A 16,092-nucleotide genomic window follows, 5' to 3' on the forward strand; every position below is an offset into this window, starting at 1 on the left:
TCGGATGAAGCAGATAGTTGATCCCCCGGAAGCCGTGGACGCCCAAATGGTCGCCCGATATACCAACCTCGGAGCATTCCCGCTGTTCCACCGGTTTCCGCTCACGGAACAGACCAAGCGGATCGTTCTCGCTGAGATGATGTCGTGCTCGGTCGCGCAGGCATCGACATTCGTTGATTACCTCTCGACTGAGGCGCGTGCGAGCGTTGCGCTGCTCCTCGAAGAAGCAGGCGTCGTCGAGTTGCTGTCCCTGCTGCCATTCAAGAATGGCACCCGTGTCCTTACAGTGGGCGATTCGATCACAGCTGACCGGCTCGGATGGGCCGAGTTGATGTCGCTTGCATCGGACGAGATGACCCGGTCGGCATTCACGGTGGTCAACATGGGCGTTGGCGGCCAAACGAGCGCGGACGTGATCAGCCAGATCGATCTCTACGCGGACTTGGAGCCGGACTGGGTCGTTTTGATGGTCGGAACCAATGACTTCCGATTCCACACCGATGCGACAAGAGCGACAATGCTCTCCAGATCGGAAACCGAACGAAACCTGCTGCTGATCCGTCAACTCATCGATGATGAGCTAGGGGCCCGCTTGGTGGTGGTCACACCGCCGCCAATCGCAAGGCCGGGCGTGACCGTCGGCGCTGGCGCCAGATCTGTCGGCTGGTCCGAGGGATACGACGCATCCTTAGCCGAGTTCATTCGGTCAGAGTTCGCCGACCACATCGATGTGCACAGCGTTCTCGGAGAGGCTGTCGCCGATGACCTCTACGAAGAGGACGGAGTTCACCCGAGCGCACAAGGCCAACGACTGATTCTTCGCACGATGCTGCAGCGTCTTCCGCTGATCGACTCGTGATCGAGCTTTGCGCAGGCGGGATGGCGCGGTCGAAGGATCGACGACACGTGAGCCGCGGGTGACTCAAGCGAGAATCCCCGGATTCCACCTCACTGCCCCCGTAGGCGCGATCAATGACCCGAACGGATTGTGGGCAGATCCAACTGGCCGTATCCATGTCGTCTATCAGCACAATCCTGCCGGCGAGAGCTGCCTGTCCTCGGGAACGGGCAGCGGACCCAAACACTGGGGACACGCTTGGTCTGACGACCTGATCGCATGGACGCATGGCGGAAGCGTCATCGCCCCCACACCCCGATGGCACGACAGCGATGGAGCGTGGTCCGGTTCGATCGTCGTGGACGACACGGATGTGTGTGCGTTCTACACCGGCGTCAGACTCCAAGGCGATGATTGGCTGGAGTCGGTGTGCGGCGCCTCGATCGACGGGGCTGCGACGGGCGACAGCTCAATAGGGCACGCCAAGCGATTGCTGATCCCCGCGGGAGACGCAGGGATCGGCAATCAGTTTCGAGACCCGTACGTGACGGTCGCTGACGGAACCACGATCATGATCGTCGGAGGCGATACACCCGAGGGCGGCCGTGTCATGGCCTATCGCAGTGCCGATTTTGTTCGCTGGGATCCCTTGGGAGTGTTCTTCGATGCGTCGCGTGCATCGTCACTTCTTCCGCCGGAACTGACGGAAGCGACGTGGGAATGTCCCCAGTTGCTGAGGTTCGAGGACGCGGCAGTTCTCATCCTCTCGATCGACCGAGATCCGCGACCTGTCGTGTACCTCGTCGGTTCAGCGAATCTTGATCAGGGTTTCCAGGCCGAAACGTGGGGTTTCATTGACAGTGCCTTTGGCTCGTACGCCACCCATGTCGCAGACATTGACGACGAAGGTCCGTTCTCCATCAGCTGGGTGCGGGGTCCGACTTTGTCCAGACTGAGATCGAGAGACCGAGGCCACCTGACGATGATCCGCCGGCTGAAGCTTGACGCGCACCAGAGGCTGCTGGCCCGCTTCATTCGTTCTCCCCGTCAAGTGGCACACGCTGTGGGCATGACGCCATGGCACTTCGAAGGCGACATCCGCTTCAGCGGAACGAAGACGGCACTCCTCGAGGCGACTCTCAAGGTCAATGGCGCACCGCCCGGTACGAGGCACTCGGAATTTCGCATCGGGTCTTCGAGGGAGTGCATCCGTCTCCTCTTTGAACTTCACCGTCATCGTGTCATCTTGCAGACCCCGATTCGCGAGATGAGCCTGGAAGTGCATCCATCGGAGGTCGAACTGCATGTTGTGTGGGACGCGTCCATTGCGGAGGTCATCGTGGGGGGAAACTCCGCGACATACCACTTCATGCCCGACGACGATGTGACGCTGTCGCTCGAGGTGTCGCCCGATGTTGAAGCAGCGGGCATTGTCGCTGTCGACACGGAACAGCAGCCCGGGCAGACATGAGCAGCCACAGCCGGCGCGTCGGCACGCTCGAGGAGCTTGTCGCGAAGACGATCTCGGGAGCCGCTTCCGTCGATCGGTTCATGCTCGGTCTCGCCGGAACGCCCGGCAGCGGCAAGTCCACTCTCGCCAAGCATCTGCGTCGGCGCTTCGGATACGTCCCGATCGTCGAGATGGACGGGTTCCATCTCTCCAACTCCGAGCTTGAGCAGGCAGGGCTGCTGCACCGCAAAGGAGCAATGGAAACGTTCGACGGGCATGGCTTCGTCGATCTGCTGCTGCGGATTCGCAACCAGCAAGAGGGCGAGGACGTCACCGCTCCGCGTTTCGACCGGTCACGCGAAGAATGCGTGCCGGATGCAATCCGGATTCGACCATCGGACCGGATCGTGATCGTCGAAGGCAACTACCTTCTGTCCGACGACCCTCCATGGGCGTCGGTCCGTCCGAATCTAGACCTGTGCGCGTTCGTGGACGTCGACGCCGCAACGCGGATGCAACGCCTCGTCCGGCGCCACATGTCGTACGGAAGAACGAGAGCCGAGGCGAGACGTTTCGTGCTGAACAGCGACGAGCACAATGCCGCGTTGATCGAGGAGACGCGTGGAAGCGCCGATCTCGTCGTGAACGTCGAATGGCAAGACGTCGAGTCCACCTAGGGATGGTCAGGCGGATCGCGTGAAGGACAGGAGATGACGCCTTGGCATCAATAGCGATCGACAGGGTCGACAAGATCTACCCCAACGACTTCCAAGCGATTCACGACCTGAGTCTGGAGATCGAGGACGGCGAGTTCCTGGTTCTTGTCGGGCCATCGGGCTGTGGGAAATCGACAGCCTTGCGGATGGTGGCAGGGCTCGAAGAGATCTCCGGTGGATTGCTCCGGATCGGCGACCGCGTGGTCAACGACGTGGAACCGAAGAAGCGCGACATAGCGATGGTCTTCCAGAACTATGCGCTGTACCCGCAGATGACGGTCAGGGACAACATCGGATTCGCCCTGAAGATCGCCAAAGTGCCCAAGAAGGAAATCGCCCGGCGCGTCGACGAAGCAGCCCAGATGCTCGAGCTGATCGAACAGCTCGACAAGAAGCCAGCGCAGCTCTCCGGCGGTCAGAAGCAGCGCGTGGCGATGGGCCGCGCTGTCGTGCGCCAGCCTGCCGCATTCCTGATGGACGAGCCGCTCTCAAACCTCGACGCCAAACTGCGAGTCCAGATGCGAGCCGAGATCTCGAGGCTCCAGCTGCAGCTCGGAGTCACGACCATCTACGTCACCCATGATCAGGTCGAAGCGATGACGATGGGCGACCGAGTAGCGGTTCTCAAGGACGGGCGGCTCCAGCAGGTCGACACCCCGCAGAACCTCTACGACCGCCCAGTCAACGTCTTCGTCGCCTCGTTCATCGGGTCACCTGCCATGAACCTCTATGAGGCCGTCTTGCATGACGGTCGGCTGCAGCTGGGCTCGCACCATCTGGCACTGCCCCGGTCGGTCTTCGACCGTCGGCCGATGCTTCGGCGCTACGACAGTCGAAGCGTCGTCATCGGGGTGCGGCCAGAGCATCTACAAGACGCTTCGCTGGCGCCGTCGGTGCCGAGCGGCACGACGATCACCTCAAGGGTTGAGTTCACCGAGTCATTGGGTCACGAGGTCGTCGTTCACTTCATGATGGATGCGAAGCCGGCAGATCCGGGAATCATGGAAGGTGCCGATGTCGTCACCGGCTCCAGTGCGGTCGCTCGGCTCGACTCGCGCACCGCGTGCGGCGCAGGAGACGAAATCGACATTGCAGTCGCGGTCGAGCACCTTCATTTCTTCGACATTGATGACCAGACAGCCATCTGGCCCGAGTTTGACGGGTGTTTTGCGTTTTGGCAGGTCAGTGGGGGCGCGCGGGTTGGTGTTTCCACTACATCGGTTCTGGGGAGGGGGTACGCGTTAGTGGATGCGGGCTTTGTCCCAGGTGCGTGTGGGGGTGTGGGTGGCGGCGAGGATCTGGTTTTGGAGGGGGCTGCGGCGGGTGGTGAGGGTGATGTGCTTGTCGTGGGCGGTGAGGCGGACTTGGCGTATGCGGTCGAGTTCTCGCAGGGCTCGGGCGGCGGTGAGGTGCTGGTCGGGCTGGTCGGGGTCGGCGATGTGGGCTGTTTGGAGGTCGCGTGAGATGAGGGTCTCGGCCAAAGCGGCGTAGACGCACACGGCGATGTGGCCGCGGACGCGTTTTTCGGTCCAGTGCCGTATGGGGCGCAGCCGCAGGAAGTCCTTGAGGGTCCGGAACCGGTCTTCGACGTCGGCGAGCTGACGGTAGGCGGCGACGACGCGTGCGGTGGGGGCCTGTTGGGCGTCAAGGCTGGTGGTGAGCACGTAGCGGCCGGCGAGGAGTCTCTCGTAGGCGTGAGCGTGTTCGTCGTAGTGGTAGACGAACCGGCCGGGCGCGATCTCGAGGTCGAACAGGGCGGCGACGCCGCTGGGCCCCAGGACGCGCTGCGCGGCGCGTCCGATCAGGGCGGGGTCTGCGAGCCGTCCGGCCCGGACTCTGTGTTCGAGGGCGACCAGGCCGGCTTCGGCGCGGGCGACGAGCTCGGCTGTGCGCCGCGTGTCGCGTCGGGCGCGGGCGTCGGACTCCACGACTATGGCTCGGGTGCCGTCGGCGAGGACGGCCTCGGCGGCGCGGCACCGACAGGCGGCCACGTCGGTCCAGGCGGTGTCGGCGCCGATGGTCTCGAGGGCTTCGCGGCAGGCCTTGTCGCGGTGCAGGCGGGTGGCGAGCACGTGGTCGCAGCCGGCGTCGGCGACCGCGGCGACGTTGCCCGCCGAGACCAGGCCCCGGTCCGCGACCACGCAGATCCTCCCGACCGCGAACCGCTCGGTGAGGTCGGCGAGCACGCCGGGCAGCGTGGACGCGTCGTTGGTGTTCCCGGCGAACACGTGGTGCGCGATCGGGACGCCGTCGCCGGTGCACAGCAGCCCGATCACGACCTGGGGCCGGTCCGGGCGCCGGTCGCGCGAATAGCCGAACGCCTTGGACCCGAACCGCTCCGAGGGACCCGTGGAGCCCTCCAGATAGGTCGAGGTCAGGTCATAGCACACGAACCGCAGGTCCAGGCTGGTCAGGTCGCACAGCCGACCGAACAGGAACTCCTCGGTCGAGTCCTTGACGTCCGCGACGGCGTCCAGCGCCCGGTAGTACTGCGCCGGCGACGGAGCGGACCACCCCTCGGGCATGACCACGTCGGCTGCGGCCCACTCGGGCAGCCGCCGCTTCGAGCACGGCGCGACCAGCCGGTTCGCCGTCATCGCGAACACCGCGTCGCCCAGCCGGTCGGCGCCGCGCGCCGATCCCGCCTCGGCGAACCAGCCGCCCAGGCCCAGCCGCTCCCACACCGCCGCCGCGCACGCCACCCCGCCCGCCGCGGGCGCCCCCTCGGCCTCCACCGCCCCAGGATCGACGCGTTCGCGTTCCAGATGGGCCTCCAAGGCTGCGACGATGCGCTCGAGCTGGCCCGAGCGTCGCAGCGCTGAGGCCTCGCCCAGCCGCAGCAGCGTGCGGTGCCCGACCTTCGCGCCGTCGCGCACCGACTCCACCAAAGACAGATACTCATACGTCTTGTCGCCCCTGCGCCGCCTCGTCGTCTTCACGAACACCCCAGCAGCATAACACCCACCACTCCCGCCAAGCTGCAAATGTCGCCCCTACAAAACCATCACGGAACAACCTCGCCGCACCCAAACCCGCAGGTCACAAACCCGACACCCGCCCAACACGCACCCCAACCCGTCAAATTCGGGTCTGGGACTGAGGCCGGTCTCTCGATCATCATTCGTCAAGGGCACCCCGATTTTCTCGATCTCCCGTCCCGACGCCGGGATGCCAGTGATGAGAAAGATGTCACCTTGGGGGGACACTCGGCTGAGACATGAAACCTGCCCCAACTGGTCGTTCGTTAGCGTGCTCACCCAATGCAGGGCAGCCCAGATGCCACGCCAGAGCCCGAAGCGATCGCCGGGCGCGTCACCGAGTTCGTCAAGGTCGGTGACACTGTCCGGCGGCCCGCAACTGAGTCCTCAGCGTCGGTTCAACAACTGCTCACCCACCTCGAGCACGCCGGTTTCGCTGGTGCCCCCCGCTTCATCGCCGCCGAGTCTGACGGTTCGATTGTGCTCAGCTGGATCGAGGGGTGGGTGCCGACCGATGCCGATCCCTGGTTAGGAGACTGGCCGAGCACGCCCGACTGGTCTGCGCGCATTGCAGCTTTGGTCGGCGGTTACCGGCTGAGCGCCGGCCAGGCCCATGGACTCGCGGACATGGTCGTCGAGGTCATCGCCGGCTGCAGGCGGAGCGTGGTCCGCAAGATCGCTGCGGGGATCCCAGCATTCGTGCAGATGGAACGCGAAGGCATCCTCGCAACCCTCGACAGTCAGCACCGAGCCGCCGAGCAGCACCGAACGCTCGTAGCGCAAGCCGCTGCTGCTTGAGCTGAGCTCCGGCAACCCTGCGACTTCTGCCGAGCCAAGAGAGATTGTGATGCTTGCCGCCTCGTGCCGGATGACCTCGGGGCGTGTCAGCGAGGGTTTGGGTTCACGACAGCCTCTGGTGCGGCGAAGAACCAGTCAGTGCGTGCGGCATGGTGCTCATCAGTTCCGTTCCCTGTTCGGTGATGAGGTACTGGTCTTCCAGTTTCACTCCCTGATGGCTTTCCGAATCGCCGATGTAGCTCTCTATGCAGATCACCATTCCCGGTTCGAAAGCACCCGAGACCGGGAACGGACGTGATGGGTCGTGGACCGGAATGTAGGGAGCCTCGCCAGTGAGGCCGAGGCCATGGGCCAAGCAGTAGTAGCGGTACGGTGCGAACCGCTCAGGCACCGCCCACACCGATCGAGCGAATGACTCGTAACTGCGTCCAGGCGCCAACAGCGACGCATTGTGCCGCAGCTGCTCAAGAGCCATCGAGAAGATGCTTTGCTGAGTCGGCGACGGTCGGCCGTCGCCGCACACGAACGTTCTCGAGAAGTCGGCGCCATAGCCGCCGGGTCCGATGGCGTCGGTGTCGACGCAGAACAGATCGCCGCTGGAGATCGTGGCCGTGCCGGCCTCGTTGAAGTACGGGAACGTCCGGGACCCCGCCTGGGCGAGCCGCGTCGAGATGAACTCGCCGTTCTGCGCGATGAGGCCCCGGTGCAGCTCAGCCCAGACCTCGACCTCGGTTCGCCCAGGCTCGATCCGTTCTCTCATCGTCTCAAGTGCGGCTGTGACGATGTCCATCGCGGAGCGCATGGCGGCCAGTTCGCCGTCTGTCTTGATTCGGCGGGCCGAGGCGAAAACCTCGGTAGCTGAAGTGAGCTCACAACCCTGTGCGCGCAGCGCGTCGGTCACATGGTGATCGAACCGTTCGATCGCGAGACGGCGTCCGCCGAACGGTTGCGCCTTGATGAGATCGGCGATCTCGCGAGCGAAGCCCTCGGTGGACTCGGCCCAACGCGACCCGCTCGCCGGCGTCAAACCAGGAGCAATTCGCACTTCGGTGACCGACGGAGCACTCGCGGCCAAGTGCTCGCAACCAGCGAATTCCCACAGCACGACCGGTCCTTCAGCGAGCACGAGCACGAACCGGAACGCGCCCATCATCGAGAACACCGTCATGTTCCGCACGCCAGTCGCATACACGACATTGACCGGATCAGCGGTCAGGACCGCCATGACATCAAGCGATTCCATCGTGCGACGCAGCCGGTTCAATCGCTCGACTTCCAGCGTCACAATTCGCCTCCGACCGGCCCGGGAGCATTCACGCACGACAATCGCGAGCCGGCTTTCGATCCCTGAGAATTCCGGGTCCGCCACACACACGAACAGCCCCAGTATCGGTCACCGCCTGACCACGCAAGACAGTCTTTCGGGACGGGTGGGCGGCGGCCTTCATCGATTGGGACGGGATCTTCGTCTCGACGCCGATGTTGAGACCTCGCGCACCCCGTTTGGCTGTGCGCAGAGCGGCGTGGTAGGCCGGGCGACATGGCAGCGCCAAAGAGGCCGCAAGGGTCAAGGACCGCGAGCTGGACGCGGATCGCCAACTCATCTCTGAAATCAAGTTTCCTACCACAGTAGGATTCTGGTATGAAGATCAGCGTGAGCATTCCCGACGAGGACGTCGCAACGCTCGATGCGTACGCGCAAGCGCACCGGCTGCCGTCTCGGTCGGCGACGATCAGACAGGCCATCCGCCTACTGCGCACGTCGGACTTGGTGGTCGATTATTCCGAAGCGTTCGAGGAGTGGTCGGGAGCGGATGCAGATCTGTGGGACACCGCCGCGGATGACGGACTCGAGACTGCCTGATGCAGCGCAGCGAGGTCCGCGTCGTCGACTTCGGGTCCACCGTTGGTTCTGAGGCTGCCCGACGGCGGCCCGCTGTCATCGTGAGCAATGATGCGGCCAACGCTGCGGTCGGCATCACCGGACGCGGCGTGGTCAGCGTGGTGCCGCTGACCTCGAATACCGACCGGGTACTGCCGTTCCAAGTCCTCATCGAGGCCGCTGATGCAGGGCTGCCCGTTGATTCCAAGGCTCAGGCCGAACAGGTCCGCTCAGTCGCTGCGAGCCGCATCGGCGACCGCATCGGTGTGCTGCCGTTCGAACTCATGCAGCGACTCGACGACGCCCTCCGTCTTCACCTCGACCTGTAGTCGCCCGATCCGGTGTCGAAGCTGGCTTTACTTACGCGCCAGGGCGCTTGGGCGACCGTGCACTGCTCCACGGTGTGTTCGCCCCGACCGCTAGGCCTCCACATCGCAGGAAGCACCGACCGCTAGCCACACGTGGATCGCCTCGTCATCGGACGAGGCGAGCACCTCGACGCAGCCGGGCTCGTTCAGCCAGATGCCGCCCGCCCAGACGAGCCACTCACCGCGATCGGCCCCACACGGCCAGCCTGGGGCGTTGCCGGCCGCGTCGGCCTCGCATAGGGGACCATGCGTGTCGCAAGGACCGACCGTCAGTGCACTCGCAGACCCGAATTCGATCTGCCCGTAGTCAAGGAATGCGCCGTCCGGGGCACTCACAATCCCGAGCGACGCCTGGCGGGAGCGACGCACGAGCAGCCCGAACTTCGCGAACCGATAGTCCTCATGGCCCGAGACCCCAGACCCGGATCGCCCGAACTGCAACACCCCCGAGGGCAGCGCGACGAACCCGCCGTCGGCGCCGTATGCCGTGTAGCCGGGAACGGGCTCAGGGATCGCATCGATGACGCCGAGGCACTTGGCGACTTGGTGAGGGGGCTGATCTTTCGCCTCGGGATGGTCGGCAGCGCTGCCGCTGCAACCCAGGACCAGCCCTGCGACCAATGCCGCACCAACGATCCGTGCCAACTCGGCCATCTGGCGGCGAGGCTACGAAGATCATCACGGAACCGGACTCTGAGCGGGTCGTACGAGCACGGCTGAAATTCGCTGCCGAGATCGCTTCAGACGACGCCGCCCAGTCACCTAGGTCTGCGCAGCCAGCGTCGGGCAGAAATCTGCTTGGCCGGAACGTGGGACTACCGCAATTTTCGTGGCTGTGAGGAAGCTGTCGGTCGCATTGGACGAATCGGTCGCCGAGAGAGCGGCCAGCGCAGCGGCGACGCACGGGGTCAGCCTGTCGGCGTGGCTGAACGCGGCTGCGGAGCGTGCGTTGCACCAGGGTGTACTTGGAGATGGCATGACCCCGACGGTTCCCGCTGGTGTGCTGGCCCAAGGGTGGCGCGGCGGTCCACAGGCGCAGATGTCGAGGCTGCTGCCGGGCTGCCGGATCGAATCGCTCAATGAGACTCGGGCTCGTTCTGCGGGCACGGCATGTGCCTCAGCCGGCACCAATGACGTAGTCGATGCCGCAGTTGTGGTCGGGGCCTCCGCTCGGGGCGACGTCGTGATCACCAGCGACGAGCGCGATCTTCAGCGCATCGCAGCGGCCCTCGGCGTCACGTTGCACACACGGCAGGCCTGAGACGCCAGAGGGTCTACTTCTTCAGCAGATCCCGGATTATCGCGGGGCAATGCCAGGGTGCGTGATGCTCGGATCCACAAAGCATGACGACATGCCGGTCACTACCCACGTGTCTGCCGTCTAGGCGGTTGGCTGTCACGATCCGCACGGCCCAAGACTGGGTCGTCGGGTACGATCCCAGCATCGGCGGCTACGAAGCAAGCACTGTCAGGGGCCTCCTCTGCAACGGCGCTATCCCTAGTGCCAACGTCAAATCGACGAGATCGCCGACGACAACGGCAAGGGCGTCACGTTCAGCACCCCGAGTGCACGGGAGTTGAACGAGAGTGCGTGGCACCGACCACTCGGAACACCCCCAAGGGTCGGTAGCGCCAACTGTGGCAACACATGCTGCCTGAGCTGTTGGTCCCGCTGGGACTGCTCATTGTGGTGGCCAAGCTGTTCGAAGGGGCGCTGGGACGGCTTGGCCTGAATTCGATCATCGCATACGTGCTGACCGGCATCTTGCTCGGGCCGGTCCTCAATTGGGTGACGCCCAACGACGAGTTGCAGCTCTTCTTGGGCCTGGGCATTTTCGTGCTGTTCTTCAACATCGGCTTCGACGAGATCGATGTACGGGGCTTCGTGTCGATCATTGGGGGCCGCTACTTCGCCGCCGCGATCATCTCCGTTGCGATATCCACGACGGTTGCCCTGTCGGTCACGTCAGACATCTTCGGCCTGAGCTTTTCGCTCAACCTTCCGATCACCGATGCGCTCGCCTTGGCGGGCGTGCTTTCGCTCTCAAGTCTGGGCCTAGTGGCCAAAGTGCTGTCCGACAGCGGGCAGCTACGCGAGAGCATCGGTCTCAGGATCTTCGCCGTTGTGCTCATCGCCGAAATCATGACGCTGCTGGTGGTTGGCTTCACGGTTGGCGAACAGGCCCAAACGGCAGATGCCGCCGCGGCGGTCGGGTTGATCGCCCAGATCGTGGCCTTCGTCCTGGTTGCCTGGCTGCTGTCTACCCGGGTGCTGCCGACCGCCATCGCGTTGCTGCAGCGAATATTCAACGTCCCTCAGCTGTCATTTGGCCTGTTGCTGGGCGGGCTGTTCCTGATGGTGGTCGGCGCCGAGCGCATGGGCCTGCACGGCACCATTGGAGCGCTGCTGTTTGGCGCAGCCCTATCTGGCTTGCCTGAGCAGGTGCGCGGCGACATCATGCTCGGGCTGCGCAGCGCATCCGAAGGTCTGTTCGTGCCACTGTTCTTTGCGTCGGCCGGGCTGTACTTCGATCTGTCGTTCTTGGATCTGCCTGCGTCCACTATCGCCGCGCTGGTCATCATCCCGCTGGCGGGCAAGTTCGCCGGCGCTTTCATCGGCGCATATCTCGTGCGCATCGATGCACCGCTGACGCTCGCCACGGGCTTGATGGCGAAGGGTGTCGCCGAAGTCGGCTTCCTGCTGGTCATGCTGGAAGGCGGCGTCATCGGTGCGGATGTCTTCTCGATGCTGGTGCTCGTGATGTTCGGGTACATGCTGCTCATTCCGCCGCTCATCACCGCCTCCGTGGAGCATGCGCGGGCAACCGGCGCACCTGCGACGCCGCTGTCCATGCCGCCGTCATTCGCCCGCTATGCCCTTGCTGGCGTCCAGGCCAGCAGCTTGCTCGATGCAACGCGCATGTTCCCGGGCCCGGAAGTGCCCATTGAAGAATTCCTTGAGAATTGGACCGTCCCCGGGCACACCGACTATGTCGTGGTGTCCGACGGCGAAGCCGTGGGCATCGTCTCTGCCGCCCGTCTGAAGAGGGTTCGCCGCAGCACGCGGGCCAGTACACCGCTGCACAAGGTGATGCGCCCATGTCCAATGGAAGCTCGGCCCGACGAGCCGATCAGCGATGTGCTTGAACGCATGGCGAAATACGCTGTCAACGTGACACCGGTTGTCGACGGACCGGACGGAGAGTTCCGCGGCACCATCGTCGCGCACGACGTCATTGACTTGCTGGCGCTGATGGAAGAGATCAGGCCACAACCCGACCGCGTACACCGCGGGCAGGGGTCTGCTGACGGTACCGATTCAGTTTCAGACCCAGCCTGACTCGGACAGGCGACCTCACGGGCTCATCAAGTGCCATGACAGCGCTGTTGGCCTCTTCTCATCGCGTCGACGTTCACGCTGCAACATCTGCGCCATAGCACGCGCACTGCCGCAGTTTGCCCGTTGATTCACCCTGGGTATTGCGCAGGCTCTGGGGGTCCTTGGATTTGGTGGAGGCATGATGTTGGATTCATGTCGACGCTGGCGCCAGACTTCCCCCGTACGAATTCGAGTCGAACGAGGGCTTCCCGGCACCGGTCAACCGTGCGGCGCCGGCAACGCACGGCCGAGCGTCCGCCCATCCCGACACCACGCTTTTCTGAGCTGTTCTGAACACCGCGCCAGCATCACTCGCTCAGAGGCACTCGGACTCGCCGACGGCGACCGCGAAGGGACTCGTCTCGTTGTAGTCGGCGAAGTGCTCCTCGGTGTCGAAGCGATCGAGGTCTCGCAGGCTGCGCGCCACCGCTGATGCGCCGCCCGCTCGCTCGAGCCAGGTTGCAAACGTCTCGCCTGCATCCCGCTCCCCGACGTAGCGCTCGACGATTCGCACTACCGCGTGCGGCGCATTCTTAGCGGGCAGTCGCAGCGCCCGGGACCCGAACTTGATCTGCTCTTGGCCGACATGACCACCGAGCAGCAACTGGTACCCGGGTGCCGATTTGGCCTCGACGCGCCGCTCGATGCCGAAGAAGCCGATGTCGGCGACATGATGCTGACCGCAGCTGTTCATGCAGCCCGAGATGTTGATGCGAAGCCCTGGCACTTCGGCCAGCCCGGCTTCTTCGAGCGCATCGGTGATCGCTTCTGCCAGCCCTCTCGACTGGGTCACTGCCAGACTGCAGGTGTCGGCGCCCGGGCATGCCACCACATCGCGCAGCAGCTCGGCGCCGGCGGAGGCCATGGCGATCTCAGCGAGCCGGCGGTAGAGGTCTCCCAGTTGATGCTCTTGCAGGTCTCGGAAGACGAGGTTCTGACGATTCGTCAGCCGCACGCTTGCCCCCAGGGCGCGCTGGGCGTCTGCGAGGGCGCGGAACTGTACCGTGGTGATGTCGCCGAGGGGGGCATGTGCGTAGGCAGAGACGGTGCCGTTGGTGGTGCCGCGCACCACGTTGACCCGCTCCCAGTCGGCGTATTCGCTCACCCCGTCGACCGGGCGGCGGACAGCAATGGTCACCGGAACCGATGCAGCGCCGTGGCCCACGAGGCTGACACCGTCCGATGCCTGCCCCGCAGGCTCGTCGCCCTCGAGCATCACGGCATCGGGAAGCCCGCCGGGCCAGCTCGTCGACGCAATCAGCGTTCGGCGGATGCTGAGCACCCGACGCCGGACCTCGTCGATCCCTAGCGTGTCCACGAGCCACTTCATGCGGGCGCGGAGCCTGTTGTCGCGGTTGCCCGCTTGGTCGAAGACCCGCAGAATCGCCTCGATCGTCGGCAGCAGGTCTTCGCGTGGAGTGAAGTCCTCCAATGCCAGCGCGGCATGGGGGTTGGCCCCAAGGCCTCCAGCCACATACACCCGAAAGCCGGCTTGGCGCTTGCCGTGTTCGTTCATATCGACGGCCGCGACCACACCGACATCGTTGAACATGGCCTGGCCGCAATCGGTGTCGCAGCCCGAGAAGTTGATCTTGAACTTCCGGGGAAGCCGCTGGGCGATGGGGTTGCGCACGAAGTGCTCGTATGCGGCCTCGGCCCACGGCGAGATGTCCAGGATCTCATACGGGCACGCACCGGCCAGATGGCAGCCCGCTATGTTGCGCACCGTATCTCCGCATGCCTCCCGCGTCGTGAGGCCCACGCTCGCCAGCAGCCGCAGCACTTCGCCCATCTGGTCGAGTTGCACGTAGTGCATCTGCAAGTTCTGACGTGTGGTGATGTGCGCCCAGCCCCGGCTGTAGTGCTCGGCGAGGTAGCCGATCATCTCGAGCTGCTCGGGCCGAATCGACCCGTACGGCACTTTGATGCGCACCATCTGGTTGCGTCCGCCTTGGCGCTGGCCGTAGACGCCGTTGGTCAGTCGATACGTCTTGTACACGTCCTCGTCGATGTGACCGTCGAAGTACTGCTGGGTGATCGACTCCCATTTGACGATGTCGCCCAGGAACGGCTCGGCGAGATCCGTGTCGCGTGGTACGGGCCGCTGGAAAGCAGCTGGTCGGTAGAGAATTGTCATGCTGTGCCTCCGAGGGCGCCGTGGTGAGCAGTGCTGTGGTGAGAAGTGCCGTGGTGGGTGGTGAGATGGTGGGTGGTGAGATGGTCGCTTTGCCACACCGGCAACCCTTCAAAACCCGCGACATCGCCGATCACGATGGTTGCCGGGGCGGGAACTCGGACCTGTGCGAGCCGGGCAAGGGTGGTGCGCTCCACCTGTTGACATGCGGTTGTGGCCGAGCCGATCACCGCGACCGGCTCATCGGGCGACCGGCCGCCTGCGATCAGCACCGTGGCGATGTGAGGCGCCAAGCGCACCCCCATGAGCACAACCAGCGTGTGATCGAGCTGGGCGAGGGCGAGCCAGTCCACGCCCGCCACGTCGTGGGCGCTGGCAGCCGTCACAACGGTGAAGCCATGCGATCGGCCTCGATGGGTCAGCGGGATGCCGGCGGCCGCGGGAGCAGCAATGGCGCTCGACAGGCCGGGCACTACTTCCACGCGATGACCGGCGTCGAGCAACGCGAAGGCCTCCTCGCCGCCTCGGCCGAACACATAAGGGTCGCCGCCCTTGAGCCGGACAACGACCTCGTAGAGAGCCGCGTAATGGAGCAGCAGGGCGTTGAGGTCGGCCTGGGCGCGACGCGGATCGCCCGGTCGCTTGCCGACATCGACCAGCGGTGTTCCCGACGGAATGAGATCGAGCACGCCCGATCCGACGAGCCGGTCATGGATCACCACATCGGCCCGTCCCAGCAGTCGCGCTGCCCGCATCGTCAGCAAGTCCGGGTCGCCGGGTCCTGCGCCGACCAGATACACCGTCATCGAAGCGTCACCGCTTGCGTCTGCTCTGTGTCGTCAGCGGCTGCGTCGGTGTCGGCGGCCGCGTCAAGGCCGAGGGCGGCGCGCAGCCGCCGACGTGCCCACGCGCCCCGGCCAGCCCTGACGGCGTCGAGGAGGCCGTCGTCGAGGGCTTCTTGCCAGCCCGGATGCTCCGACGTCCCGGTGGCTGCGCGCAGTTCAGCCCGTGCAGCGCTCAAGAGCCGAACGAGTTCCTCTGCGCCGTCGTCGAGTTCGCGCCCGAAGCGGCTGCGCAGCCACGACGCCAGCGCCGGAGAGATGCCTTGCGTGCTGACCGAGACAGACAGCGTGCCTCGTCGCGCTACAGCCGGCAGGATGAACGAGCAATTGTCGATGTCGTCGGCCGAGTTGACCCAGACGCCGCTCGCTTCGCCGTCTGCGAACACCTGCGCGTCCACCTCGAGTTCGCCCGTGCAGGTGAACGCCAGCCGGTAGCCCGCGACTTCGCCCTGCTGGTAGGGCCGGCGGTGCCATTGCACGTCATCTCGCTCGGCGATTGCGGGGACCGCACTCGGCGCCACGACGGTGACTGCCGCACCAGTGGGCACCAAGCGCTCGATCTTGCGTGCGGCCACGACGCCTGCGCCGACCACCAACACCCGACGGCCGCGAAGGTCGAGGTACACGGGGTACGAGTGCCGGTCGGCAAGGGACGTGGCAGGTGTTGACACGGGTGTTGACATAGGCGGCAGCTATATTACCGACAA

General features: G+C 64.8%; 14 protein-coding genes and 1 pseudogene. 9 read left to right on the forward strand and 6 right to left on the reverse strand.

Annotated elements, in window-relative coordinates; genetic code table 11:
• The first annotated feature begins 4 nt into the window (after nt 1-4).
• From ACOQPH_RS17800 to ACOQPH_RS17815, 4 genes and pseudogenes are all read left to right on the forward strand, one after another.
• A complete protein-coding gene (locus tag ACOQPH_RS17800) occupies nt 5-859 on the forward strand; it encodes an SGNH/GDSL hydrolase family protein (RefSeq protein ID WP_420622643.1) in 855 nt (284 codons plus the stop codon).
• Between the two features lie 58 nt (nt 860-917).
• On the forward strand, nt 918-2,309 hold the full coding sequence (locus tag ACOQPH_RS17805; RefSeq protein ID WP_420622644.1) for a glycoside hydrolase family 32 protein: 1,392 nt from the start codon (nt 918-920) through the stop codon (nt 2,307-2,309).
• The gene (locus ACOQPH_RS17810) at nt 2,306-2,965 is read left to right on the forward strand and encodes a nucleoside/nucleotide kinase family protein (RefSeq protein ID WP_420622645.1); all 660 of its coding nucleotides are present in this window, start codon (nt 2,306-2,308) and stop codon (nt 2,963-2,965) included. Before ACOQPH_RS17805 ends, ACOQPH_RS17810 begins: the two co-directional genes overlap by 4 nt.
• Nucleotides 2,966-3,006: 41 nt before the next feature.
• Nucleotides 3,007-4,152: pseudogene (locus ACOQPH_RS17815) on the forward strand (ABC transporter ATP-binding protein); the annotation flags it as partial.
• A gap of 93 nt (nt 4,153-4,245) precedes the next feature.
• Here the strand turns inward: ACOQPH_RS17815 and ACOQPH_RS17820 are convergent.
• On the reverse strand, nt 4,246-5,949 hold the full coding sequence (locus ACOQPH_RS17820; protein WP_420621888.1) for an IS1634 family transposase: 1,704 nt from the start codon (nt 5,947-5,949) through the stop codon (nt 4,246-4,248).
• 315 nt (nt 5,950-6,264) lie between these two features.
• Between ACOQPH_RS17820 and ACOQPH_RS17825 the strand changes: the two genes are divergently transcribed.
• On the forward strand, nt 6,265-6,780 hold the full coding sequence (locus tag ACOQPH_RS17825) for a hypothetical protein (protein WP_420622646.1): 516 nt from the start codon (nt 6,265-6,267) through the stop codon (nt 6,778-6,780).
• Between the two features lie 103 nt (nt 6,781-6,883).
• Here ACOQPH_RS17825 and ACOQPH_RS17830 read toward each other — a convergent pair whose 3' ends face one another.
• The gene (locus ACOQPH_RS17830; protein WP_420622647.1) at nt 6,884-8,065 is read right to left on the reverse strand and encodes a M24 family metallopeptidase; all 1,182 of its coding nucleotides are present in this window, start codon (nt 8,063-8,065) and stop codon (nt 6,884-6,886) included.
• 357 nt (nt 8,066-8,422) lie between these two features.
• On the opposite strand from ACOQPH_RS17830, the gene ACOQPH_RS17835 reads away from it, so the two are divergent.
• Both ACOQPH_RS17835 and ACOQPH_RS17840 read left to right on the forward strand, forming a co-directional pair.
• The gene (locus ACOQPH_RS17835) at nt 8,423-8,644 is read left to right on the forward strand and encodes a ribbon-helix-helix domain-containing protein (protein WP_420622648.1); all 222 of its coding nucleotides are present in this window, start codon (nt 8,423-8,425) and stop codon (nt 8,642-8,644) included.
• On the forward strand, nt 8,644-8,991 hold the full coding sequence (locus ACOQPH_RS17840; RefSeq protein WP_420622649.1) for a type II toxin-antitoxin system PemK/MazF family toxin: 348 nt from the start codon (nt 8,644-8,646) through the stop codon (nt 8,989-8,991). The genes ACOQPH_RS17835 and ACOQPH_RS17840 overlap by 1 nt, the downstream gene beginning before the upstream one ends.
• Nucleotides 8,992-9,081: 90 nt before the next feature.
• Here ACOQPH_RS17840 and ACOQPH_RS17845 read toward each other — a convergent pair whose 3' ends face one another.
• Nucleotides 9,082-9,684: a hypothetical protein gene (locus ACOQPH_RS17845; protein ID WP_420622650.1), complete on the reverse strand. Its 603-nt coding sequence runs from the start codon at nt 9,682-9,684 to the stop codon at nt 9,082-9,084.
• Nucleotides 9,685-9,859: 175 nt separating this feature from the next.
• Between ACOQPH_RS17845 and ACOQPH_RS17850 the strand changes: the two genes are divergently transcribed.
• Nucleotides 9,860-10,291 (forward strand): PIN domain nuclease, encoded by a 432-nt coding sequence (locus ACOQPH_RS17850; protein WP_420622651.1) that lies wholly within the window; start codon nt 9,860-9,862, stop codon nt 10,289-10,291.
• 387 nt (nt 10,292-10,678) lie between these two features.
• A complete protein-coding gene (locus tag ACOQPH_RS17855; RefSeq protein ID WP_420622652.1) occupies nt 10,679-12,370 on the forward strand; it encodes a cation:proton antiporter in 1,692 nt (563 codons plus the stop codon).
• A 355-nt stretch (nt 12,371-12,725) separates the two neighbouring features.
• On the opposite strand, the gene ACOQPH_RS17860 is transcribed toward ACOQPH_RS17855, so the two are convergent.
• Genes ACOQPH_RS17860 through ACOQPH_RS17870 form a run of 3 tightly spaced genes read right to left on the reverse strand, consistent with a single transcriptional unit; the run spans nt 12,726 to nt 16,068 of the window.
• Entirely contained in the window at nt 12,726-14,546 is a 1,821-nt protein-coding gene (locus ACOQPH_RS17860) for a nitrite/sulfite reductase (RefSeq protein ID WP_420622653.1), read from the reverse strand.
• On the reverse strand, nt 14,543-15,349 hold the full coding sequence (cobA, locus tag ACOQPH_RS17865) for a uroporphyrinogen-III C-methyltransferase (RefSeq protein WP_420622654.1): 807 nt from the start codon (nt 15,347-15,349) through the stop codon (nt 14,543-14,545). Before cobA ends, ACOQPH_RS17860 begins: the two co-directional genes overlap by 4 nt.
• Nucleotides 15,346-16,068, reverse strand: a complete 723-nt coding sequence (locus ACOQPH_RS17870; RefSeq protein WP_420622655.1) for a precorrin-2 dehydrogenase/sirohydrochlorin ferrochelatase family protein — start codon at nt 16,066-16,068, stop codon at nt 15,346-15,348. Before ACOQPH_RS17870 ends, cobA begins: the two co-directional genes overlap by 4 nt.
• Nucleotides 16,069-16,092: the final 24 nt, after the last annotated feature.

Source organism: Candidatus Poriferisodalis sp., assembly GCF_965221945.1.
Lineage (GTDB): Bacteria > Actinomycetota > Acidimicrobiia > Acidimicrobiales > Poriferisodalaceae > Poriferisodalis.

Excerpts from the sequence above, each read along its gene's own strand:
- ACOQPH_RS17800 (WP_420622643.1), top strand. The coding sequence starts at position 5 with ATGAAGCAGATAGTTGATCCCCCGGAAGCCGTGGACGCCCAAATGGTC.
- ACOQPH_RS17810 (WP_420622645.1), top strand. The coding sequence starts at position 2,306 with ATGAGCAGCCACAGCCGGCGCGTCGGCACGCTCGAGGAGCTTGTCGCG.
- ACOQPH_RS17825 (WP_420622646.1), top strand. The coding sequence starts at position 6,265 with ATGCAGGGCAGCCCAGATGCCACGCCAGAGCCCGAAGCGATCGCCGGG.
- ACOQPH_RS17835 (WP_420622648.1), top strand. The coding sequence starts at position 8,423 with ATGAAGATCAGCGTGAGCATTCCCGACGAGGACGTCGCAACGCTCGAT.
- ACOQPH_RS17840 (WP_420622649.1), top strand. The coding sequence starts at position 8,644 with ATGCAGCGCAGCGAGGTCCGCGTCGTCGACTTCGGGTCCACCGTTGGT.
- ACOQPH_RS17845 (WP_420622650.1), bottom strand. The coding sequence starts at position 9,684 with ATGGCCGAGTTGGCACGGATCGTTGGTGCGGCATTGGTCGCAGGGCTG.
- ACOQPH_RS17855 (WP_420622652.1), top strand. The coding sequence starts at position 10,679 with ATGCTGCCTGAGCTGTTGGTCCCGCTGGGACTGCTCATTGTGGTGGCC.
- ACOQPH_RS17860 (WP_420622653.1), bottom strand. The coding sequence starts at position 14,546 with ATGACAATTCTCTACCGACCAGCTGCTTTCCAGCGGCCCGTACCACGC.
- cobA (WP_420622654.1), bottom strand. The coding sequence starts at position 15,349 with ATGACGGTGTATCTGGTCGGCGCAGGACCCGGCGACCCGGACTTGCTG.
- ACOQPH_RS17870 (WP_420622655.1), bottom strand. The coding sequence starts at position 16,068 with ATGTCAACACCCGTGTCAACACCTGCCACGTCCCTTGCCGACCGGCAC.